This is a genomic window from Streptomyces sp. NPDC052020, from assembly GCF_040680575.1.
Lineage (GTDB): Bacteria > Actinomycetota > Actinomycetes > Streptomycetales > Streptomycetaceae > Streptomyces.
Genome location: NZ_JBFAWY010000004.1, coordinates 54,667 through 75,717, shown reverse-complemented (window position 1 = coordinate 75,717; position 21,051 = coordinate 54,667). Strand labels below are relative to the sequence as shown.

General features: G+C 72.4%; 20 protein-coding genes and 1 pseudogene. 14 read left to right on the top strand and 7 right to left on the bottom strand.

Going from position 1 to position 21,051, the window contains the following annotated elements; translation table 11 throughout:
• Positions 1 to 103: 103 nt before the first annotated feature.
• Complete coding sequence (locus tag AB0L74_RS05020) at positions 104 to 1,687, top strand: alpha/beta hydrolase (protein ID WP_365645675.1); 1,584 nt, start codon at positions 104 to 106, stop codon at positions 1,685 to 1,687.
• A 75-nt stretch (positions 1,688 to 1,762) separates the two neighbouring features.
• Here AB0L74_RS05020 and AB0L74_RS05015 read toward each other — a convergent pair whose 3' ends face one another.
• The gene (locus tag AB0L74_RS05015; protein ID WP_365645673.1) at positions 1,763 to 2,338 is read right to left on the bottom strand and encodes an adenylosuccinate lyase; all 576 of its coding nucleotides are present in this window, start codon (positions 2,336 to 2,338) and stop codon (positions 1,763 to 1,765) included.
• A 436-nt stretch (positions 2,339 to 2,774) separates the two neighbouring features.
• Between AB0L74_RS05015 and AB0L74_RS05010 the strand changes: the two genes are divergently transcribed.
• The 9 genes from AB0L74_RS05010 (at position 2,775) to pssA (ending at position 13,757) form a co-directional block, all read left to right on the top strand.
• Positions 2,775 to 4,580 carry a 3-hydroxybutyryl-CoA dehydrogenase gene (locus tag AB0L74_RS05010; RefSeq protein ID WP_365645671.1) on the top strand — a complete coding sequence of 602 codons (1,806 nt, stop codon included), beginning with the start codon at positions 2,775 to 2,777 and terminating at the stop codon, positions 4,578 to 4,580.
• Between the two features lie 160 nt (positions 4,581 to 4,740).
• Positions 4,741 to 5,550: a TetR family transcriptional regulator gene (locus AB0L74_RS05005; protein WP_365645669.1), complete on the top strand. Its 810-nt coding sequence runs from the start codon at positions 4,741 to 4,743 to the stop codon at positions 5,548 to 5,550.
• Between the two features lie 420 nt (positions 5,551 to 5,970).
• Positions 5,971 to 7,308 (top strand): crotonyl-CoA carboxylase/reductase, encoded by a 1,338-nt coding sequence (gene ccrA, locus AB0L74_RS05000; protein ID WP_365646036.1) that lies wholly within the window; start codon positions 5,971 to 5,973, stop codon positions 7,306 to 7,308.
• 10 nt (positions 7,309 to 7,318) lie between these two features.
• Positions 7,319 to 9,352 carry a protein meaA gene (locus AB0L74_RS04995; protein WP_365645668.1) on the top strand — a complete coding sequence of 678 codons (2,034 nt, stop codon included), beginning with the start codon at positions 7,319 to 7,321 and terminating at the stop codon, positions 9,350 to 9,352.
• Positions 9,349 to 10,365: a CoA ester lyase gene (locus AB0L74_RS04990; RefSeq protein ID WP_365645666.1), complete on the top strand. Its 1,017-nt coding sequence runs from the start codon at positions 9,349 to 9,351 to the stop codon at positions 10,363 to 10,365. The genes AB0L74_RS04995 and AB0L74_RS04990 overlap by 4 nt, the downstream gene beginning before the upstream one ends.
• A 5-nt stretch (positions 10,366 to 10,370) precedes the next feature.
• Positions 10,371 to 10,883 (top strand): MaoC family dehydratase, encoded by a 513-nt coding sequence (locus AB0L74_RS04985; protein ID WP_365646034.1) that lies wholly within the window; start codon positions 10,371 to 10,373, stop codon positions 10,881 to 10,883.
• Positions 10,884 to 12,089 (top strand): acyl-CoA dehydrogenase family protein, encoded by a 1,206-nt coding sequence (locus AB0L74_RS04980; RefSeq protein WP_365645664.1) that lies wholly within the window; start codon positions 10,884 to 10,886, stop codon positions 12,087 to 12,089.
• Between the two features lie 170 nt (positions 12,090 to 12,259).
• On the top strand, positions 12,260 to 12,916 hold the full coding sequence (locus tag AB0L74_RS04975; protein ID WP_365645663.1) for a phosphatidylserine decarboxylase: 657 nt from the start codon (positions 12,260 to 12,262) through the stop codon (positions 12,914 to 12,916).
• Between the two features lie 22 nt (positions 12,917 to 12,938).
• Complete coding sequence (pssA, locus tag AB0L74_RS04970) at positions 12,939 to 13,757, top strand: CDP-diacylglycerol--serine O-phosphatidyltransferase (RefSeq protein WP_365646032.1); 819 nt, start codon at positions 12,939 to 12,941, stop codon at positions 13,755 to 13,757.
• Between the two features lie 291 nt (positions 13,758 to 14,048).
• Here pssA and AB0L74_RS04965 read toward each other — a convergent pair whose 3' ends face one another.
• Positions 14,049 to 15,185, bottom strand: a complete 1,137-nt coding sequence (locus AB0L74_RS04965; RefSeq protein WP_365646030.1) for a glycerate kinase — start codon at positions 15,183 to 15,185, stop codon at positions 14,049 to 14,051.
• A gap of 159 nt (positions 15,186 to 15,344) precedes the next feature.
• Here AB0L74_RS04965 and AB0L74_RS04960 point away from each other — a divergent pair, with 159 nt between their 5' ends.
• Positions 15,345 to 16,418: an ADP-ribosylglycohydrolase family protein gene (locus AB0L74_RS04960; protein WP_365645661.1), complete on the top strand. Its 1,074-nt coding sequence runs from the start codon at positions 15,345 to 15,347 to the stop codon at positions 16,416 to 16,418.
• Between the two features lie 61 nt (positions 16,419 to 16,479).
• On the opposite strand, the gene fdxA is transcribed toward AB0L74_RS04960, so the two are convergent.
• The 3 genes and pseudogenes from fdxA to gap form a co-directional block, all read right to left on the bottom strand.
• Positions 16,480 to 16,800 (bottom strand): ferredoxin, encoded by a 321-nt coding sequence (gene fdxA / locus AB0L74_RS04955; RefSeq protein WP_365645659.1) that lies wholly within the window; start codon positions 16,798 to 16,800, stop codon positions 16,480 to 16,482.
• Positions 16,801 to 16,840: 40 nt separating this feature from the next.
• Positions 16,841 to 16,997 (bottom strand): annotated as a pseudogene (locus tag AB0L74_RS04950) (flavodoxin-dependent (E)-4-hydroxy-3-methylbut-2-enyl-diphosphate synthase); the annotation flags it as partial.
• Positions 16,998 to 17,027: 30 nt separating this feature from the next.
• On the bottom strand, positions 17,028 to 18,038 hold the full coding sequence (gap, locus tag AB0L74_RS04945) for a type I glyceraldehyde-3-phosphate dehydrogenase (RefSeq protein ID WP_365645657.1): 1,011 nt from the start codon (positions 18,036 to 18,038) through the stop codon (positions 17,028 to 17,030).
• 186 nt (positions 18,039 to 18,224) lie between these two features.
• On the opposite strand from gap, the gene AB0L74_RS04940 reads away from it, so the two are divergent.
• Positions 18,225 to 18,689 (top strand): MarR family transcriptional regulator, encoded by a 465-nt coding sequence (locus AB0L74_RS04940; protein ID WP_365645655.1) that lies wholly within the window; start codon positions 18,225 to 18,227, stop codon positions 18,687 to 18,689.
• 63 nt (positions 18,690 to 18,752) lie between these two features.
• Here the strand turns inward: AB0L74_RS04940 and AB0L74_RS04935 are convergent, their stop codons facing one another.
• Positions 18,753 to 18,953 carry a DUF2191 domain-containing protein gene (locus tag AB0L74_RS04935; RefSeq protein WP_365645653.1) on the bottom strand — a complete coding sequence of 67 codons (201 nt, stop codon included), beginning with the start codon at positions 18,951 to 18,953 and terminating at the stop codon, positions 18,753 to 18,755.
• Positions 18,954 to 19,057: 104 nt separating this feature from the next.
• Between AB0L74_RS04935 and AB0L74_RS04930 the strand changes: the two genes are divergently transcribed.
• On the top strand, positions 19,058 to 19,804 hold the full coding sequence (locus AB0L74_RS04930) for a Sir2 family NAD-dependent protein deacetylase (protein WP_365645651.1): 747 nt from the start codon (positions 19,058 to 19,060) through the stop codon (positions 19,802 to 19,804).
• Positions 19,797 to 20,138, top strand: a complete 342-nt coding sequence (locus tag AB0L74_RS04925; RefSeq protein ID WP_365645649.1) for a glyoxalase superfamily protein — start codon at positions 19,797 to 19,799, stop codon at positions 20,136 to 20,138. Before AB0L74_RS04930 ends, AB0L74_RS04925 begins: the two co-directional genes overlap by 8 nt.
• Before the next feature lie 531 nt (positions 20,139 to 20,669).
• Here AB0L74_RS04925 and AB0L74_RS04920 read toward each other — a convergent pair.
• The coding region (locus tag AB0L74_RS04920; protein WP_365645647.1) for a VCBS repeat-containing protein at positions 20,670 to 21,051 on the bottom strand (382 nt) is incomplete at its 5' end.

The window sequence follows — 21,051 nt, the reverse complement described above, 5'->3', positions numbered from 1 at the left end:
GACGGGTCGCGTTTGCGCACGAGGGCTTCCCGGGACGATGCGGCGAGGACCGCTGCCCCCGCGGCCCGCCGCCCCCGCGCCCCCTCCGTCCCGGGAGAACCCCATGAGACAACGCGCCGCCGTACTGTGCGCCACCGCGGCCGTGGTGGCCGGGACCGCCACCGCCGCCCCCGCCGGCGCGAGCCCGCCCCCGCGCGCGCAGGCCCCGGCCGCCGCGGGGCTCGACTGGACGAAGTGCGGCACGGCCAGGTACCCCGCGCTCCAGTGCGCCTCCCTCGCGGTGCCGCTCGACCACGCCCGCCCGCACGGGGAGCGGATCACGCTGGCGCTCACCCGTATCCCGCACACCGCGCCGGCCTCGCGGGGCCCGCTGCTGGTCAACCCCGGCGGCCCCGGCGGCAGCGGGCGGACGCTCGCCGGGTTCGTCGCCTCCTCGCTGCCGGCCGAGGTCGCCGCCCGGTACGACGTGATCGGCTTCGACCCGCGCGGCGTCGGCGCGAGCAGCCCCGCCCTGGACTGCCGCCCGGGCCACTTCGCCCCGGTGCGCCCCGACTCCCTGCCGCGCACGCCCGCGATCGAGCGGGCCAACCTGACGCGCGCCCAGTCCTTCGCCCGGGCGTGCGGCGCGAAGTACGCGCGCGTACTGCCGTACCTGGACACGGTCAGCGCCGCGCGGGACATGGACGCGATCCGGGCGGCGCTGGGCGCGCCGGAGATCAGCTACGTCGGCTACTCGTACGGGACGTACCTCGGCGCCGTCTACGCGAAGCTGTTCCCGCACCGGGTCCGGCGCATGGTCCTGGACTCGGTCGTCGACCCGGCGGGGGTCTGGTACGAGGACAATCTCGGCCAGAACCGGGCGTTCGACGACCGCCACCGCGCCTTCCTCGCCTGGGTCGCCCGGCACGACGCGACCTACCGGCTCGGCACCGACCCGGCGCGCGTGGAGGACCGGTGGTACGCGATGCGGGCGGCGCTGGCCGGGAAGCCGGCGGCCGGGAAGGTGGGCGCGGCGGAGCTGGAGGACACCTTCGTCGCGGGCGGCTACTACAACGGCTACTGGCCGGCCCTGGCCGCGGCGTTCGCGGCCTACGCGCGGGACCGGGACACCGGGCCGCTGGTCACGGCGTACGAGGCCCTCGGCGCCGTGGACGCCGCGCGCGACAACGGCTACAGCGTCTACGCCGCGGTGCAGTGCCGGGACGCGGCCTGGCCCCGCGACTGGCGCCGCTGGCGCGCGGACCACCGGGCCTCGTACCGGAAGGCTCCCTTCATGACCTGGAACAACGCCTGGTACAACGCGCCGTGCGCGTTCTGGCCGGTGCGGGCGCTACGGCCGGTGGACATCGCCAACGGCGAACTGCCGCCGGTCCTGCTGTTCCAGGCGACCCACGACGCCGCCACCCCGTACGAGGGCGCGGTCAGGGTGCGCCGGCTGCTGGCGGGCTCCCGCCTGGTGGTCGAGGAGGGCGGCGGCAACCACGGCGTCACGCTGAGCGGCAACGCCTGTCTGGACCGGCATCTGGCGGCCTATCTGGCCGACGGCACGGTGCCGCGCGGCGGTGGCGGCGGGGCGGACGCGGTGTGCCCGGCGCTCCCGGAGCCGGTACCGCCGGCGTCGAAGGCGGCGTCCGCGTCCGCGCGCGGCTTCACCCTGCACCGGCTGCTGGGCCCGCGTCCCCGGTGACCTGACGGACCGCCGGTGCGGCACCGCCGGGGCCGCGGTCGCCCCGGACGCGGACCCGCCGGCCCCGGTCCGCCTTCACCGCCGCTTCGGGATCCGCGCCAGCGCCCGTACCGCCGCCTCGGCCAGGGCCGGGTGGGCGAGGGCCTCGTCGAGGACGGGCCGGGCGCGGGGGTCGCCGAGCGTCCCGAGGCCCTCCACGCAGGCGAGCGCGACCCGGCGGTAGGGGTCGTGCGGGCGCAGCCGCCGCCGCAGTGTGGTGATCAGCGCGGGCACGGCCTCCGGGGCGCGCAGCTCGACCAGGAGCCGGACGGGGTGCAGGGCGTAGGCGACGCGCAGTTCGTTGGTGGCGAGCGCGGCGGCGGCCCGGGCGGTGCGCGGGTCGCCGAGGCGGGCCAGGGCGTACGCGGCGGAGGCGCAGCGCGGCGGATCACGGTGGTTGAGCAGCAGCACCAGGGACTCGAAGGCCCGCCGGTCCCCCGCCAGCCCCAGCCGGAACGCGGCCAGTTCCCGGGCCCACAGGGGCTGTCCGGGCTCGGTGAGGACCGCCGCCAGCTCGTCCCGGTCCCCGGTCGTCACGAGGCGCTCGTACGCCTCCGGTCCCCCGGACTCGGCCCGTAGACGCTCCGTGACCGCTCGCAACTCTTCGTCCATGACACCGAGGTTAGGGCGGACGCGGGCCGTTGGGGACGTGCCGGACCGACCCACCCGGCCGGGGCACCCGGCCAACGACAGGGGCTGGCGCGCTCGTTACCGGGCAGTTAAGCTCAGACGAGCGAGCTACCCACTCGCGACCCTCCTCGCGGCGGTCTGGTGACGCGGCCGCCGCGCGGGAAAGCCATCACCCCAGGCCGTCAAGGCCGTGGGGGGCGTCGGTTCGGTACCTCGGGTACCGCAGTACGGCCCGGCCCCGGGACAGGGCCGGCCGGTTCCGGCCGCCGCGCGGGCGTGTGCACGCCCGGGCCGGCGGCACCGGGCGTGTGCGCTCGCAGCCCGGCGACACCCGCACTCCTCATCCCTGACGCACCGGTGCGCCCGTCGGCGCCCCCGGCGGCGTCTCCCGTCGTCACCCTCATTCCTGGAGTCCGCGATGGCCACTCCCCTGTCCGACACCCCCCTGTCCCCGCTGCGGACCGTCGCCGTCGTCGGCCTCGGCACCATGGGCACCGGCATCGCCGAGGTCCTGGCCCGGGCCGGCCGTGACGTCGTCGGCATCGACATCGGCGAGGCGCAGACCGCGCGTGCCGCCGCCGCGCTGGAGGCCGCCACCGCCCGCGCCGTCGCCCGGGGGCGGCTGACCGAGCGGGAGCGCGCGGACGCCCTCGCCCGGGTGCGCACCTCGACCGACCTGCGGGCGGCGGCCGGCGCCGATCTGGTGATCGAGGTGGCGCCGGAGTCGTACGAGATCAAGCAGCGGATCATCCGGGAGCTGGACGGCATCGTGCGGCCGGACACCATCCTGGCGACCGGCACCAACGCCCTGTCCGTGACGCGCCTGGCCGCCGACTCGGCCCGCCCCGAGCGGGTGCTGGGCATGCACTTCTTCAACCCGGCCCCGGCGATGAGGCTGGTGGAGATCGTCTCGTCCGTGCTGACGGCGCCCGCGGCGGTCGGGGCGGTCACCCACCTCGCGCTGGACCTCGGCAAGGAGCCCGTCGCGGTCGGCGACCGGCCCGGTTTCGTCGCCGACGGGCTGCTGTTCGGCTACCTCAACCAGGCCGCGGCGATGTACGAGGCGAAGTACGCCTCGCGCGAGGACATCGACGCCGCGATGCGGCTGGGCTGCGGGCTGCCGATGGGGCCGCTCGCCCTGCTCGACCTGATCGGGATCGACACCGCGCGCACGGTCCTGGAGGCCATGTACGCCGCCTCGCACGACCGGCTGCACGCCCCCGTTCCGATCCTGAGGCAGCTGAGCGAGGCGGGGCTGACGGGCCGCAAGGCGGGGCGCGGCTTCTACACCTACGAGGCTCCGGGCAGCCCGGCCGTGGTGCCGGACGCGCTGACGCCCGGGGAGGGCGGTGGGCAGGTCCCCAGGCGTCCCGTCCGCTCGGTCGGGGTGGCCGGCTCCGGCACCATGGCGTCGGGCATCGCGGAGGTCTTCGCCAAGGCCGGGTACGAGGTGGTCCTCGCCGCGCGCAGCACGGAGAAGGCGGAGGCCGCCAAGGCCCGCGCCGGCGCGTCCCTGGCCCGCTCGGTGGACCGGGGCCGGCTGACCGCCGAGGCCGCCGCGCGGACCCTGGAGCGGATCCGCCCCACCGCCGCCTACGACGACTTCGCCGACGTGGACCTGGCGGTGGAGGCCGTCGCGGAGGACCTGGAGGTCAAGCGGCAGTTGTTCGCCGTCCTGGACAAGGTCTGCCGGCCGGGCGCCGTCCTGGCCACCACCACCTCCTCCCTCCCCGTCATCGCCTGCGCCCGCGCCACCGCGCGCCCGCAGGACGTGATCGGCATGCACTTCTTCAACCCCGCCCCGGCGATGAGGCTGGTGGAGGTGGTGCGCACGGTGCTGACCGCGGACGACGCGCACGCCACCGTCCGCGGGGTCTGCGCCGAGATCGGAAAGCATCCCGTGGACTGCGGTGACCGGGCCGGGTTCATCGTGAACGCGCTGCTGTTCCCGTACCTGAACAACGCGGTCAAGATGGTGCAGGAGCACTACGCCTCGCTCGACGACATCGACGCGGCGATGAAGCTGGGCGGCGGCTATCCGATGGGCCCCTTCGAGCTGCTGGACGTGGTCGGGCTGGACGTGTCGCTCGCCATCGAGAAGGTGCTGCACCGCGAGTTCCGCGACCCCGGGCTCGCCCCGGCGCCGCTGCTGGAGCATCTGGTGGCCGCGGGCTGCCTCGGCCGCAAGACCGGCCGCGGCTTCCGCGAATATGCCAAGCGCTGAGCGGCCCGGCGACTGGTTCCGGCCCGGTGACGACTGGGGCGGACTGCTGGACCCGGGCGGGTGGCCGGCACCCGCCCGGCGCACCTGCGCGCCGCCCTCCGCCGCCCGGGCGGACCCCGGTCATGCGCACCGAGCTGCGCACATGCAGTACGTTCGGGGCATGTCCCAGCCCGCCAAGTCCTCACGTACACCCGCCACGCCCGACGCGCCGGAGAGCGCCGCGGGCGGCCGTGCCGCCGCCCAGCGGCTGAAAATGCGCCGAGAACTGGCGGCGGCGGCGATGGAGCTGTTCGCGACCAAGGGGTACGAGGCGACCACCGTCGACGAGATCGCGGCCGCGGCCGGGGTCGCCCGCCGCACCTTCTTCCGCCACTTCCGCTCCAAGGAAGAAGCGATCTTCCCGGACCACGACGACACCCTGGTGCGCGCCGAGGCCGTCCTCAACGCCGCGCCCGCGCACGAGAATCCGCTCGACACGGTGTGCCGCGGCATCAAGGAAGTCATGAAGATGTACGCGGCCCGGCCGGAGATCTCGGTCGCCCGCTACAAGCTCACGCGTGAGGTGCCCGCGCTGCGCGAGGCGGAGATCGCGTCGGTGGCCCGCTACGAACGCCTCTTCACCCGCTATCTGCTCGGCCACTTCGACGAGCGCGCGCACGCCGACGACGCCAATGACGACCCGCTGCTGGCCGAGGTGGCCGCCTCCGCCGTGGTCACCGCCCACAACCACGTGCTGCGGCGCTGGCTGCGGGCGGGCGGCCAGGGGGACGTGGAGAAGCAGCTCGACCACGCCTTCGCGATCGTCCGCAAGACGTTCGGCACGGGCATCATGGCGGGCCGCACCACGGCCCCGCGGCCGGCCGCCGCGACCGCCTCCGCCCAGGGCGAGGTGCTGGTGACCGTCGCCCGTACCGACGCCCCGCTCGACGAGGTCATGCGCACGATCGAACAGGCCCTCAAGGAACGCTGAGCACCCTCCCCCGCTGTGAGAACGGCCACCCGCCCGGGTGGCCGTTTTGGCATGTCAGGGGCGGGTTTCCGGCCGCCTCCAGCCCCCTTCCGATCGATCATCGCTCATCTGATACGTAAAGTTTTCATCTGAGAGCAATTACTGGCACCCAGTGCCTTGCGAGCTGACACGGCGTGCCATACGTTGAAGGTGTCCGGGCGGCCGGAGCGCGGCGACCTACCGCGCGCCGGCTGTCCCAGCGGACCGACGGCCCGCGCGCCCGGACGCCTGCGTCACAGGCACCCTCCCGCGCCACAAAGCGCTGCCGAACCGCTCCGCCCCGCCGAACCGACGGCCCCCCTCACACCACCTCAGCAGCACCGACGTAACCCCCAGCGCCCCTCCCTCAGGGCGCTCATCGCCGGAGGCAACACCGTGACCGTGAAGGACATCCTGGCCGCGATCCAGTCGCCCGACTCCACCCCGGCCGACTTCGCCGCCCTGCCGCTCCCCGAGTCGTACCGCGCGATCACCGTCCACAAGGACGAGGTCGAGATGTTCGCGGGCCTTCAGACCCGGGACAAGGACCCGCGCAAGTCCATCCACCTGGACGAGGTCCCGGTGCCCGAACTCGGCCCGGGAGAGGCCCTGGTGGCCGTCATGGCCTCCTCGGTCAACTACAACTCGGTGTGGACCTCGATCTTCGAGCCGCTGTCCACCTTCGGCTTCCTGGAGCGTTACGGCAAGCTGTCGCCGCTGGCCAAGCGGCACGACCTGCCGTACCACATCATCGGTTCCGACCTCGCGGGCGTCGTGCTGCGCACCGGCCCCGGCGTCAACGCCTGGAAGCCCGGCGACGAGGTGGTGGCCCACTGCCTGTCCGTCGAGCTGGAGTCGCCCGACGGCCACGACGACACGATGCTCGACCCCGAGCAGCGCATCTGGGGCTTCGAGACCAACTTCGGCGGCCTCGCCGAGATCGCGCTGGTGAAGTCCAACCAGCTCATGCCCAAGCCGGACCACCTCAGCTGGGAGGAGGCCGCCGCACCGGGCCTGGTGAACTCCACCGCCTACCGGCAGCTCGTCTCCCGCAACGGCGCGGCGATGAAGCAGGGCGACAACGTGCTGATCTGGGGCGCCTCCGGGGGCCTCGGCTCCTACGCCACCCAGTACGCCCTCGCCGGCGGCGCGACCCCGATCTGTGTGGTCTCCTCGCCGCGGAAGGCCGAGATCTGCCGGAAGATGGGCGCCGAGCTGATCATCGACCGCACCGCCGAGGACTACCGGTTCTGGAAGGACGAGCACACCCAGGACACCAAGGAGTGGAAGCGGTTCGGCAAGCGCATCCGCGAACTGACCGGCGGCGAGGACGTGGACATCGTCTTCGAGCACCCCGGCCGCGAGACCTTCGGCGCCTCGGTGTACGTGACCCGCAAGGGCGGCACGATCGTCACCTGTGCCTCCACCTCCGGCTACATGCACCAGTACGACAACCGCTACCTGTGGATGTCGCTGAAGCGGATCGTCGGTTCCCACTTCGCCAACTACCGCGAGGCGTACGAGGCCAACCGCCTGATAGCCAAGGGCAGGATCCACCCCACCCTGTCCAAGGTCTACCCGCTCCACGAGACCGGCCAGGCCGCCCACGACGTGCACCGCAACGCCCACCAGGGCAAGGTCGGCGTGCTGTGCCTCGCCCCCGAGGAGGGCCTGGGCGTGCGCGACCACGAGATGCGCGCCGAGCACCTCGACGCCATCAACCGCTTCCGGAACGTCTGAGGGGCGCCGCATGACAGAGCGTCGCAAGGAACGGGACCGGCCGTGGCTCATGCGGACGTACGCGGGGCATTCGACCGCCGAGGCGTCCAACGAGCTCTACCGGCGCAACCTCGCCAAGGGCCAGACGGGTCTGTCGGTGGCGTTCGACCTGCCGACGCAGACCGGTTACGACCCCGACCACGTCCTCGCCCGCGGCGAGGTGGGCCGGGTCGGGGTGCCGGTCGCGCACCTCGGTGACATGCGCCGGCTGTTCCAGGACATCCCCCTGGAGCGGATGAACACCTCGATGACCATCAACGCCACGGCCATGTGGCTGCTGGCGCTCTATCAGGTCGTCGCGGAGGAGCAGGGCGCGGACATCACCCGGCTCCAGGGGACGACCCAGAACGACATCGTCAAGGAGTACCTGTCGCGCGGGACGCACGTCTTCCCTCCCGGGCCCTCCCTCCGCCTGACGACGGACATGATCGCGTACACGGTCTCCCACCTCCCGAAGTGGAACCCGATCAACATCTGCAGCTACCACCTCCAGGAGGCGGGAGCCACCCCGGTGCAGGAGATCGCGTACGCGATGTCCACCGCGATCGCCGTCCTCGACGCCGTGCGCGACTCCGGCCAGGTGCCGCGGGAGCGCATGGGCGATGTCGTCGGCCGGATCTCCTTCTTCGTGAACGCGGGCGTCCGCTTCATCGAGGAGATGTGCAAGATGCGCGCCTTCGGCCGTATCTGGGACAAGGTCACCCGTGAGCGGTACGGCATCGAGGACCCCCGGCACCGCCGCTTCCGTTACGGCGTCCAGGTCAACTCCCTCGGCCTGACGGAGGCGCAGCCGGAGAACAACGTCCAGCGGATCGTGCTGGAGATGCTGGCGGTCACCCTCTCCAAGAACGCCCGCGCGCGTGCGGTGCAGCTGCCCGCCTGGAACGAGGCCCTGGGGCTGCCCCGCCCCTGGGACCAGCAGTGGTCGCTGCGCGTCCAGCAGGTGCTGGCGTACGAGAGCGACCTGCTGGAGTACGACGACATCTTCGAGGGCTCGACGGTGGTCGAGGCGAAGGTGGACGAGCTGGCCCGGGCCGCGCTCGCCGAGATGGACCGGATCGAGGAGATGGGCGGGGCGCTGGCCGCCGTGGAGTCCGGGTACCTCAAGTCGCGGCTGGTCGCCTCGCACGCCGAGCGCCGGGCCCGCATCGAGTCCGGCGAGGAGAAGATCGTCGGCGTCAACGTCTTCGAGTCGACCGAGCCCAGCCCGCTCACCGCCGACCTGGACACCGCCATCCAGACGGTCGACCCGGCGGTCGAGGCCCGTGTCGTCGCCTCGCTCCGGCACTGGCGGGACACCCGCTACCAGCCGCCGTTCAACCACCCGCGCCCCTGCAAGGCCCTGGAGCGCCTGAAGCAGGCCGCGCGCGGCACCGAGAACCTCATGGAGGCCACCCTGGAGTGCGCCCGCGCCGGTGTCACGACCGGCGAGTGGGCCGGGGCCCTGCGCGAGGTGTTCGGCGAGTTCCGGGCGCCGACCGGGGTGTCGTCCGCGCCCGTGGCGGTCCCCGCCGAGGAGGGCTCCGCGCTGTCCGGGGTGCGCCGCAAGGCGGAGCGGACCGCCCGGGAGCTGGGCGTCGGCAAGCTGCGCTTCCTCGTCGGCAAGCCCGGCCTGGACGGGCACTCCAACGGCGCCGAGCAGATCGCCGTACGGGCCCGGGACGCCGGCTTCGAGGTGGTCTACCAGGGCATCCGGCTGACCCCGGAGCAGATCGTGGACGCGGCCCTGGCGGAGGACGTGCACGCGGTCGGCCTGTCCGTCCTCTCCGGCTCGCACGCCCGGCTCGTGCCGGACGTGCTGGAGCGGCTGCGTGTGGCCGGTGCCACAGACATTCCGGTGATCGCCGGTGGCATCATCCCAAGCGGTGACGCCGAAGAGCTGCGGGCCGCCGGAGTGGCCGCGGTCTTCACCCCGAAGGATTTCGACATCACCGGGATCATCGGCCGGATCGTCGACGAGATCCGGAACGCGAACAAGCTCGACCCCCTGGAGGTCCCCGCATGACCGCCCACCCGTCGCCCGCCACCCCCCTTTCCCCGGGCGGCGCCGCAGCACAGCCTTCGTTCAACCGGCTCCGCCCCCGGCGCTCCTGCCTGGCGGTGCCGGGCTCGAACCCGCGCTTCCTGGAGAAGGCCCAGGGCCTCCCGGCCGACCAGGTCTTCCTCGACCTGGAGGACGCGTGCGCGCCGCTCGCCAAGCCCGAGGCGCGGCACACCATCGTCAAGTTCCTCAACGAGGGCGACTGGACGGGCAAGACGCGGGTCGTGCGGGTGAACGACTGGACGACCGAGTGGACGTACCGGGACGTCGTCACGGTCGTCGAGGGCGCCGGCCCGAACCTGGACTGCGTCATGCTGCCGAAGGTCCAGGACGCCCAGCAGATCGTCGCCCTCGACCTGCTGCTCACCCAGATCGAGAAGACGATGGGCTTCGAGGTCGGCCGGATCGGCATCGAGGCGCAGATCGAGAACGCGCGCGGCCTGAACAACGTCAACGAGATCGCGCAGGCCTCCCCGCGCATCGAGACGATCATCTTCGGCCCGGCCGACTTCATGGCGTCGATCAACATGAAGTCCCTGGTCGTGGGCGAGCAGCCGCCCGGCTACCCGGCGGACGCCTACCACTACATCCTGATGAAGATCCTGATGGCCGCCCGCGCCAACGGCCTCCAGGCGATCGACGGCCCCTACCTCCAGATCCGCAACGTCGACGGCTTCCGCGAGGTCGCCGGCCGCGCCGCCGCCCTCGGCTTCGACGGCAAGTGGGTGCTCCACCCCGGCCAGGTGGACGCCGCCAACGAGGTGTTCTCGCCCTCCCAGGAGGACTACGACCACGCCGAGCTGATCCTGGACGCGTACGAGTACTACACGTCCGAGGCGGGCGGCAAGAAGGGTTCCGCGATGCTGGGCGACGAGATGATCGACGAGGCCAGCCGGAAGATGGCCCTGGTCGTCGCGGGCAAGGGGCGCGCGGCCGGCATGCGGCGCACCAGCGGCTTCGAGATCCCGGAGGCGTGAGCGCGATGCGGTTCGGACGCACCTACGAGGAGTTCGAGGTCGGGGCGGTGTACAAGCACTGGCCGGGCAAGACGGTCACCGAGTACGACGACCACCTGTTCTGCCTGCTGACCATGAACCACCACCCGCTCCACCTGGACTCCCACTACGCGGAGCAGACGACGGACTTCGGCCGGAACGTGGTGGTGGGCAACTACGTCTACTCCCTGCTGCTCGGCATGTCGGTGCCGGACGTCTCCGGCAAGGCGATCGCCAACCTGGAGATCGAGTCGCTCCGGCACGTGGCGCCGACCTTCCACGGCGACACGGTCTACGGCGAGACCACCGTGCTCGACAAGTGGCCGTCGAAGTCGAAGGGCGACCGCGGCATCGTCCACGTCGAGACCAGGGGCTACAAGCAGGACGGCACGCTGGTGTGCGTGTTCCGCCGCAAGGTGATGGTGCCCACCGAGACCTACATCAAGGAGCGCGGCGGCGAGCAGCCCGGCCGCCCGGAGCCGAAGCCGCAGGAGAAGTAGATGAGCCGCCTCGCCCAGACCCACGGCCTCACGGACGTCCAGCGGGAGATCCTCGCCACCGTCCGGGACTTCGTGGACAAGGAGATCATCCCGGTCGCGACCGAGCTGGAGCACCGCGACGAGTACCCGCAGGCGATCGTGGACGGGCTGACGGAGCTGGGCCTGTTCGGCCTGATGATCCCCGAGGAGTACGGGGGTCTGGGCGAGTCGCTGCTGACGTACGCGCTGTGCGTGGAGGAGATCGCCCGGGGCTGGATGTCGGTGTCCGGCATCATCAACACGCACTTCATCGTGGCGTACATGCTCAAGCGGCACGGCACCCGGGAGCAGAAGGACCACTTCCTGCCGAGGATGGCCGCCGGCGAGATCCGGGGCGCCTTCTCGATGTCGGAGCCGGGCCTGGGCTCGGACGTGTCGGCGATCACCTCGAAGGCGGTGAAGGACGGCGACGAGTACGTCCTGACCGGCCAGAAGATGTGGCTGACCAACGGCGGCACGTCGTCGCTGGTGGCCGTCCTGGTGCGCAGTGACGAGGGTCACCCGGAGGGCATGGCCCCGCACAAGTCGATGACGACCTTCCTGGTGGAGAAGGAGCCCGGCTTCGGCGAGGTCCGTCCCGGCCTCACCATCCCGGGCAAGATCGAGAAGATGGGCTACAAGGGGGTCGACACCACCGAGCTCATCATGGACGGTCTGCGCGTACCGGCCGATCAGGTGCTCGGCGGGGTGACCGGCCGAGGTTTTTACCAAATGATGGACGGCGTGGAGGTGGGCCGTGTCAATGTGGCGGCGCGTGGCTGCGGCGTCGCGCAGCGTGCCTTCGAGCTGGGCGTCCGCTACGCCCAGCAGCGTCACACTTTCGGCAAGCCGATCGCCCAGCACCAGGCGATCCAGTTCAAACTCGCGGAGATGGCCACCAAGGTGGAGGCCGCTCATGCGATGATGGTGAACGCGGCACGCAAAAAGGACTCCGGGGAACGAAACGACCTTGAGGCGGGGATGGCCAAGTACCTCGCCTCGGAGTACTGCAAGGAGGTCGTGGAGGACGCCTTCCGGATCCACGGCGGCTACGGCTTCTCCAAGGAGTACGAGATCGAGCGCCTCTACCGGGAGGCCCCGATGCTGCTCATCGGTGAAGGGACCGCCGAGATCCAGAAAATGATCATCGGCCGCAGGTTGCTCGAAGAGTATCGATTCCAGGGCTAGATGTCCGGATACGGGGTGTTTTCTTGGAGAAGAAGATCACACCCCGTAGGCGGTCTTCGGCCGCCGACTCGGCTTCTTGGCTTACCCAGTTGCGGCCCCGAGCCGCTACGATCGCCGGAAAGCCGCCGTCCCCCGTCAAAGCGCGGCATCATCCGCTACGAAGGTCATCCATGCCCCACAGCCAAACCTCTGCACCTCGCGACAGCCTGGCCGGCGTACGCCTCGCGCGCGGAGCATCGCCGTGGCTCCTCCCGACCGTGGCCACCGCGGCCCTCAGCCTCGCCCGGGCGCGCCGTTCCGGCGCCGCCAAGGCCATCGCCGTCCCCGCCACCGCGCTCGCGGCGGGGATGCTGTGGTTCTTCCGCGACCCCGAGCGCGAGATCGCCCAGGGCCGGGTCATCTCGCCCGCCGACGGCGTGGTGCAGAGCATCATGCCGTGGAAGGACGGCCGCACGCGCGTCGCGATCTTCATGAGCCCGCTCAACGTACACGTCAACCGCGCCCCGCTGGCCGGCACGGTCACCTCGGTGGAGCACATCCCGGGCGGCTTCGTTCCCGCTTTCAACAAGGAGAGCGAGAACAACGAGCGGGTCGTCTGGCACTTCGACACCGAGCTCGGCGACATCGAGATGATCCAGATCGCCGGCGCGGTGGCCCGCCGCATCGTCCCCTACGTGCCCCGGGGCACCAAGGTGGAGCAGGGTGAGCGGATCGGCCTGATCCGGTTCGGCTCGCGCGTCGACCTCTACCTGCCCGAGGGCGTGGAGGTCGCGGTGGAGGTCGGTCAGAAGACCGTGGCTGGGGTGACTCGCATTGACCGTGATTGATCCGGAGACCCAGACGGGCTGGGTGCCCGAGGCCGCCGAGGCGGACGACGAGGAGGAGATGCCCCTCTCGCTCCGCCTGTCGATAGCCGACACCCTCACGCTCGGCAACGCCACCTGCGGCTTCATGGCGGTGTACTTCACCACCACCGGCATCCTGATCCCGCACCTGTCGGGCAGCCAGGAGACCGGCATGGCACGGCACAGCGCGGCCACCGCGGTCATCCTGATGCTGTGCGCGGCGGTCTTCGACCTGTTCGACGGCCTGGTGGCGCGCAAGCTGCGCAGCTCGCCGATGGGCGCGGAGCTGGACAACCTCTCCGACCTGATCAGCTTCGGTCTGGCCCCGGCGTACTTCGTCCTGGTCTACGGGATGGTCGCGGACGACGCCCACCAGCGGGTGGCGGCGGTCAGCGCGATCGTCGTGCTGCTGGCGGTGGTGCTGAGACTCGCGAGATTCTCGTGCGTCACGGTCAAGGACGGGACGTTCCAGGGCATGCCGTCACCGTTCGGCGCGCTCACGGTCGTCTCGATCGTCCTGCTGGAGCTGCCCTTCGTGGCGACGGTCCTGGCCGTCCTCGGCACGGCCTGGCTGATGGTGAGCCGGGTGGAGTACCCCAAGCCGCGCGGCCGTCTCGCGGTGGCGATGCTCTCCTGGATCGTGCTGTCGATGGGGCTCCTGGCCGCCTGGGCCTTCGACGCCCCGAGCGGCCAGCTGCTGCTCCAGACCGGCTGCGCGCTCCAGCTGGTGATGGGCGCGGTGATCCCGCTGTTCGCCACGGCCCGCCGGGTGAACAACTTCCGCGACAACCGGCGCGAGGCGCGCGCGGCGCAGCTGCCGTAGCGCTCCGCTGAGTGGGCCCCGGACCCGGGTGTGGGTTCGGGGCCCTCCGTCTGTCCGCGTACCGGCGAGGGCGCGGGCCCCGCTCGGGGCTGCGCCCCCAGGCCCCCGGGCCTGTGCCCACCCACCGCCCGACTCGGTGGGGGTGGAGGTGGTGGCCGGTTCTCCAGCCCGTCCGGCGTTTTGAGGACGAGGCCGTTCAGGGCGACAGCGGGGGTCCGGGGCGGCAGCCCCCGGGAACGGGGAGGGGCGGCGGGGGCGGAACTCCTCCAGGCCCTCCTCTAGGCCCTCCCTCTAGGCCAGGAAGTCCCGCGCGATGTTCTCCGCGACCCGCTCCAGGATCGGGCCCGCCTCCGCGATGCACTTCTCCACGTCCGGCTCGATCTCCGTCAGCGGGTAGGCCCGGCGGATCCCGGCCCGGCCCAGCGTCTCCGCCGGCAGGGCCAGGCGCCCGCACACCGCGACGACCTCCTTGCCGGCGGTCCGCGCGGCGGCGGCGACGCCCGCGGGGGCCTTGCCGTGCAGCGTCTGCTCGTCCAGCGACCCCTCCCCGGTGATCACCAGGTCGGCGCGCTCCAGCGCCGGGGCGAAGCCCAGGACGTCCAGCATCACCTCGATGCCGGGGCGGAAGCGGGCGCCGAGGAGGAGCGCGCCGTAGCCGATGCCGCCCGCCGCGCCCGCGCCCGGGGAGGCGGCGTACTCGGCCGCCTTCGCCCCCACGGCGTCCTCCAGGACCTTCGCGTAGTGGGTGAGGGCCGCGTCCAGGGTCTCCACGTCGTCCGGCGAGGCGCCCTTCTGCGGGCCGTAGACCGCCGGGGCGCCCTTCGGGCCGGTCAGCGGGTTGTCCACGTCGCTCGCGAGCACCAGTTCGACGGAAGCCAGGCGCGGGTCCAGCCCGGTCAGGTCGGCCGTGGCCAGATCGGCGAGGCCCCCGCCGCCCGGCGCCACCGGCTTCCCCTCCGCGTTCAGGAAACGAGCCCCGAGCGCCGTCAGCATGCCGGCGCCGCCGTCCGTGGTGGCGCTGCCGCCGACCCCGAAGACGAGGGTGCGCGCGCCCGCGTCGAGGGCGGCCCGCAGCAGTTCCCCGGAGCCGTGCGTGGACGCGGTCAGCGGGGCCAGGACACCGGCCGGCAGCCGTTGCAGTCCGCTCGCCTCGGCCATCTCCACGACCGCGGTGTCACCGCGCAGCGCGAACGCCGCGGTCACCTCGTCGCCCAGGGGCCCGGCGACCCGTACCTCCCGGCGTTCGAACCCGGCCGCGACCGCCGCGGCCACCGTCCCGTCACCGCCGTCGGCCACCGGCAGCGCCTCGACCCGCACGCCGGGCACGACCCGGCGCAGCCCGGCCGTCACCCGCTCGGCGACCTCGACGGCCGTCAGCGACCCCTTGAACTTGTCCGCGGCGACGAGGACCCCGCGGGCCCCGTCCAGTGCAGCGTCCGCCACTTGCTTTCCCCTCGCTTTCCGGGCCCCGTGTACATCCCCGTACGCCGAGGCCAGTCGCGCCGCTGTGACCTTAACCGGAGGACGCCCCCGCCGTCATGCCCCTGCCCAGCCCCTGGACCGCCCGGATGCGGGTACACCGTCACCATGACCTCTGTGAGCGGGCAGCCGCGGCTCGCCGACCGCGTCCTGGGCGGCTGGCTGGGCCGGATCGCGGGCAACATGCTCGGCAAGCCGGTGGAGCAGGGCGAGGTGTGGACGCGCGACCGCATCGACCGCTATCTGCGGCAGGCCGGCGCCCTCCCCCTGACCGACTATCTGCCCGAGCCGGTCGGCGACAGCGACCGGCTCGCCCTGCGCCCGGAGTGGCGCGGCTGTGTGCGCGGCCGCATCCACGGCAGCTGCCGCGACGACGACGTCGACTACGCCGTCCTCGGCCTGCATCTGCTGGAGACGCACGGCTTCGGGTTCACCACCGAGCAGGTCGGCGACCTGTGGCTGCTGCGGCTGCCGTACCTTCAGACCTTCACGGCGGAGCGGGCGGCGTACCGCAACCTCGCCAACGGGCTGAAGCCGCCCCTGACCGCCACGTACGACAATCCGTACCAGGAGTGGATCGGCGCCCTGATCCGTGCCGACATCCACGGCTGGACCTGTCCCGGCGCCCCGGGCCGCGCCGCGCTGCTCGCCCGCCGGGACGCGGTGCTGTCCCACACCGGCAACGGGGTGTACGGCGCGATGTGGGCGGCGGCGCTGATCTCGGCGGCGTTCACCGCGCCGACCGTGCGCGAGGCGGTGGAGCAGGCGCTGGCCGTGATCCCGGCGGGCAGCCGCCTCGCGCGCGTCGTGCACCGGGTGGCATCGCTCCACGACACCCGGATGACGTGGGAGGACACGCTCGCCACGGTGGCCGAGGAGACCGCCGGGCTCGGCTGGATCCACACCGTGCCCAACGCCGCCGTCCTCACCGCCGGGCTGCTGTACGGCGATGGGGACTTCACCCGCACCATCACCCTGACCGTGCGCGGCGGGCTGGACACCGACTCCAACGGCGCGACGGCTGGCTCGGTCGCCGGGGTGTTCGGCGGCGCCTCGGCGATCCCCGCCCAGTGGACGGAGCCCCTGCGGGACACGGTCCGCAGCGCCGTGTTCGGCTTCGACGGCGTGCGGATCAGCGAGCTGGCGGAGCGGACGCTGCGGCTGGCCGGTGACCCGGCCTGAGGGCGGGGCGGCGCGGCGCCGGCCGTGAGGCGGGACGCCGCGCCCCCCGCCCCTCCGCGGCTCAGCCCGTGCGGACCGGCTGACCGGCGACGACCGGGTGGTCCCGTTCGATCAGCCCCTGGGCGGCGGCCCCGCCGGGCGAGCCGAGCTCGTCGAAGAACCCGGCGTTCACCGCCTTGTACTGCGCCCACTCCTGCGGGGTGTCGTCCTCATAGAAGATCGCCTCGACCGGGCAGACCGGCTCGCAGGCTCCGCAGTCGACGCACTCCTCGGGGTGGATGTACAGGGCCCGCTGTCCTTCGTAGATGCAGTCGACCGGGCACTCCTGGATGCACGCCTTGTCCTTGACGTCGACACAGGGCTGGGCGATCACGTAGGTCATGGGACTCTCCTTCTGCTCTGCCGCGGGTTCGGGTGAGAGGAGCCCCGCCGGGGCCGTTGACGACGCGGCCCATCACGGTGACGCGCGGCGGCACCTCCATCCCCTCCGGCCCGGCCTGTCACCTCCTCGGCCAGCTTGCGGACGTCGGCTAGAGCCCGGCCACAGGACGGGCAGGACGCGATCTCCCCGCCGCCCTCGCCGGACCGGGCTCAGCGGAGCCCGTCACGTCACGCGGTCGCGCCCCCGACCAGCAGGGTCGTGTCGATGAGGCGGTTGGAGAATCCCCACTCGTTGTCGTACCAGCCGAAGACGTGTACGTGGCGCCCGTCGATGACCTGCGTGAGCAGCGAGTCGAAGATGCAGGACGCCGGGTCCCTGACGATGTCCGCCGAGACCACCGGGTCCGCGGTGTAGCGCAGGATCCGCGCGAGATCGCCGTCCGCCGCCTTGCGGAAGAGCGAGTTGACCTCGTCCACCGTCGTCTCGCGGGCCACCCGAACGGTCAGGTCGGTCAGCGAGCCGACGGGGACGGGGACCCGCACCGAGTACCCGTCGAGCTTGCCTTGCAGGCTCGGGAGCACGAGGCCGATCGCGCTGGCGGCGTTGGTGGTGGTCGGGATGGTGCTGAGGTTGGCCGCGCGGGCACGCCGGGGGTCGGGGTGCGGGCCGTCCTGGAGGTTCTGGTCCTGCGTGTAGGCGTGGATCGTGGTCATGGTGCCGCACTCGATGCCGAGCCCGTCGTCGAGCACCCGGGCCATGGGGGCCAGGCAGTTGGTCGTACACGAGGCGTTGGAGACGATCGTGTGCCGCTCGGGGTCGTACAGGCCGTCGTTGATCCCCATGACGAGGGTGAGGTCCGCGTTCTTCGCCGCGGCGGAGACGACCACCTTCGAGGCTCCGGCGTCGATGTGCGCCCGGGCCTTGGCGGCGTCGTTGAACACGCCTGTCGACTCGATGACGACGTCGACTCCGAGGCGGCGCCAGGGCAACCGCGCCGGGTCGCGTTCGCCGAGGACCTCGACCACGGTGTCCCCGACCCGGATCGACGAGCCGTCCGCCACGACCTGCTGCGGCAGCACCCCGTACACGCTGTCGTACTTCAGCAGGTTCGCCAGGGTCTGCGCGCTGGTCAGGTCGTTGACCGCGGCCACGCGGATGTCGGCGCCGGACGCGAGCAGGGCGCGGAAGTAGCTACGGCCGATACGGCCGAAGCCGTTGATTCCCACAGTGATTGTCATGATTCCCGTCCTGAAGGGGCGTGATCATCCACGGCGACGATCGACTTTCGCACCAGGCCCTCGCGCTCTTGATGTCGGGATTGACGCGCCGTTGCGCCGAGGCGCCCAGGCCAACCACCCACCTGGGCAAGGCGCGTGGGCCGCGATCGATCAGGAGCTTATATAAGCCTGCGATACATTTCCAGGGTGACTTCCACCCCGCGTGTCCCCGTGCAGGACGACTTGGATATCGGCGACCTCACCCAGGCGATCGAGAACTTCAACCGCTACTACATCCGCCTGCCCACGGTGCAGAAGCTGTCGTTCACGACGCTGTCCGTGCTGGACACACTGGCCCACGGCGGCCCGAAGCGGCTGACCGAGCTCGCCCGAACCGAACAGATCAGCCAGCCGGGTCTCACCCAGCTGGTCACCCGGCTGGAACGGGACGGGCTCGTCGAACGGCGCCCCGATCCGACGGACGGGCGGGCCGTGCTCATCCACATCACCGACCGGGGCCGGAGCATCGGCCGGGCCCGGCACGAGGACCGGGGCCGTCATCTGCTCCCGCTGATCGCCCGGCTGACGCCCGCCGAGCGGCGGGCGATCGCCGCCGCCCTGCCCGCCCTGTCCCGCCTGGCGGAGCTGGGCGCCCAGGCGTCCGGACGGTAGGACGCCTTCGCGCCGGGAACGGGCCGGACCGCGCCCGCCCGGCGGCAGCTCCGAAGAGGAGGGTCAGCCCTCGTTGGTGCGGGGCTGGGCGTCGATCTCCCGCAGCGCCTCGTCCCGCTCGGCGATCCTCGCCTCGGTGCGGTGACCGCGCGCGATGTAGTCCCGGACGACGAGTTCCACGGCGTCCTGGGGATTGCCCACCCCGGCGAGCACCATGACCTCGACGACGAGTTGGGCGTCCAGGGAGACGGAGACCTTGGCCATGCGGGGGACGCTAGCACCCCCCGCCCGCCCGCGGTCCGGTGATGCGTGGACCGGGGACGGATATACGTTCGCCGCGGTGGCCGGGGCGGCCTACCCTCGGCAGCATGAGCAAGCCTCTCGTCGCCCTCCTCAGCGGCGCGGGTGTCTCGACCGACTCCGGCATCCCCGACTACCGCGGGCCCAACGGACTGTGGCGGCGGGACCCCGAGGCCGAGAAACTCGTGACCTACGCGTACTACATGGCCGACCCGGAGATCCGGCGGCGGTCCTGGCGGATGCGGCTGAAGAACCGCACGCTGCGGGCGCGGCCCAACGCGGCGCACCGGGCGGTGGCCGAACTGGAGCGGTCCGGGGTGCCGGTCCGGGTGATCACGCAGAACGTGGACGGGCTGCACCAGCTCGCCGGTCTGCCCGCCCGCAAGGTGCTCGAACTGCACGGCACCGCGCGCGGTTACGTCTGCACGGCCTGCCATGCCCGGGGGCCGATGGAGGACGCCCTGGCCCGGGTCGAGGCCGGTGAGGAGGACCCGCCGTGCCTGGAGTGCGGCGGGATCCTGAAGTCGGCGACCGTGATGTTCGGCGAGCGGCTCGACCCCGAAGTCCTCGGACAGGCCCTGGCCATCAGCAAGGCGTGCCAGGTGTTCGTCGCCGTCGGCACCAGCCTCCAGGTCCAGCCCGCCGCCGGCCTCGCCGGCGTCGCCGCCGACCACGGCGCCCGCCTGATCATCGTCAACGCCGAACCGACGCCGTACGACGACCTGGCCGACGAGGTGATCCGGGAGCCGATCGGCACGGCGCTGCCGGCGCTGCTGCGCGGGCTGCACCCGGGAGAAGACGGGACGAGTGACTGAGCGCGTGGAGGAGGCCGTCCCGATCCTGCGCGTGGCCGACGCCGCCGCGGCCGTGCGGTGGTACGCACGGCTCGGCTTCGCCGAGCAGTGGGTGCACCGCTTCGAGTCGGGCCTGCCGGCCTTCGTGGAGGTCGCGCGCGGGCGGGTACGGCTGTTCCTGTCGGAGCACGCCGGGGACGCCCGCCCGGGCACGCTGGTGTACCCGCGGGTGACGGACGTCGACGCGGTCGCCGCCGAGTTCGGCGTGCGGGTGGAGGAGACGCTCTGGGCGCGCGAGGTGGAGCTGTGCGACCCGGACGGCAGCCGCCCGCGGGTCGGCACGCCGAGCGGGTGAGGTGCACGCCCGCGCCAGGCGCGCTCTCGCCGCGTCCCGCCGGGATCGTGGACGCGCTGCCCCCCGAGACCCGGGGTGCGGGTCCTGGAGGTCGGCTGCGGACCGGAGGCCGCCGCGCGGGCCATGGCGACGCGGCCGGTGTCGGGGCACGTCCTCGCCGTCGGCCGTTCGGCCCCGGGCGGAGGCCGGCTCGGCCCGGGAGATCGCCTCGGCCGGACGGGCGTGCGCTGTGTCGCGGCGGAGGACTTCGCGCGGAAGCCCGGGAAGGAGCCCTTCGGCCCGGTCTTCGCCGTGCGCGTCGGCGCAATTGGACGGGCGCCGCCCGGAGGCGGGACGGCGCGCGCTGGAACGCGTCGCCGCCGCGCCTGCCCCGGGCAGACGGCTGTCCGTCGGCGGTGGCCGGCCCCCTGCGGGAGATCCTGGTCTCGGTCGGGGGACTGCGTGGCAGGGCGTCCACGGAAGGGGTCGTGACACCGGGACGGCGCCGTAACACCGTCCCGGGGCTGGACGTACCACTGCGCCGCGGGTACATCAGCCGACGATGTGAAGCCGTCCGTCGTAGCCGCCGAACCCAGAAGTGATCTTGTGGTAGTCGGTGAAGCCGTCACCGAAGCCCTCGCCGAGGGTGAGCGTGCCGTCCTTCTCATAGGCCACCAGGTCGGCCTTGCCGTCACCGGTGACGTCACCGAACTTCAGCCGGCCGTCGTACCCACCGAACCCGGACGTGATCTTGTGATAGTCGGTGAACCCGTCACCGAAACCACGCCCCATCGTGATGGTGCCGTCCGGCTCATAGGCCAGGAGGTCGGCCTTGCCGTCACCGGTGACATCCGCGAAGGAAAGCCGGCCGTCATACCCGCCGAACCCGGACGTGATCTTGTGATAGTTGGTGAACCCGTCACCGAAACCCTCG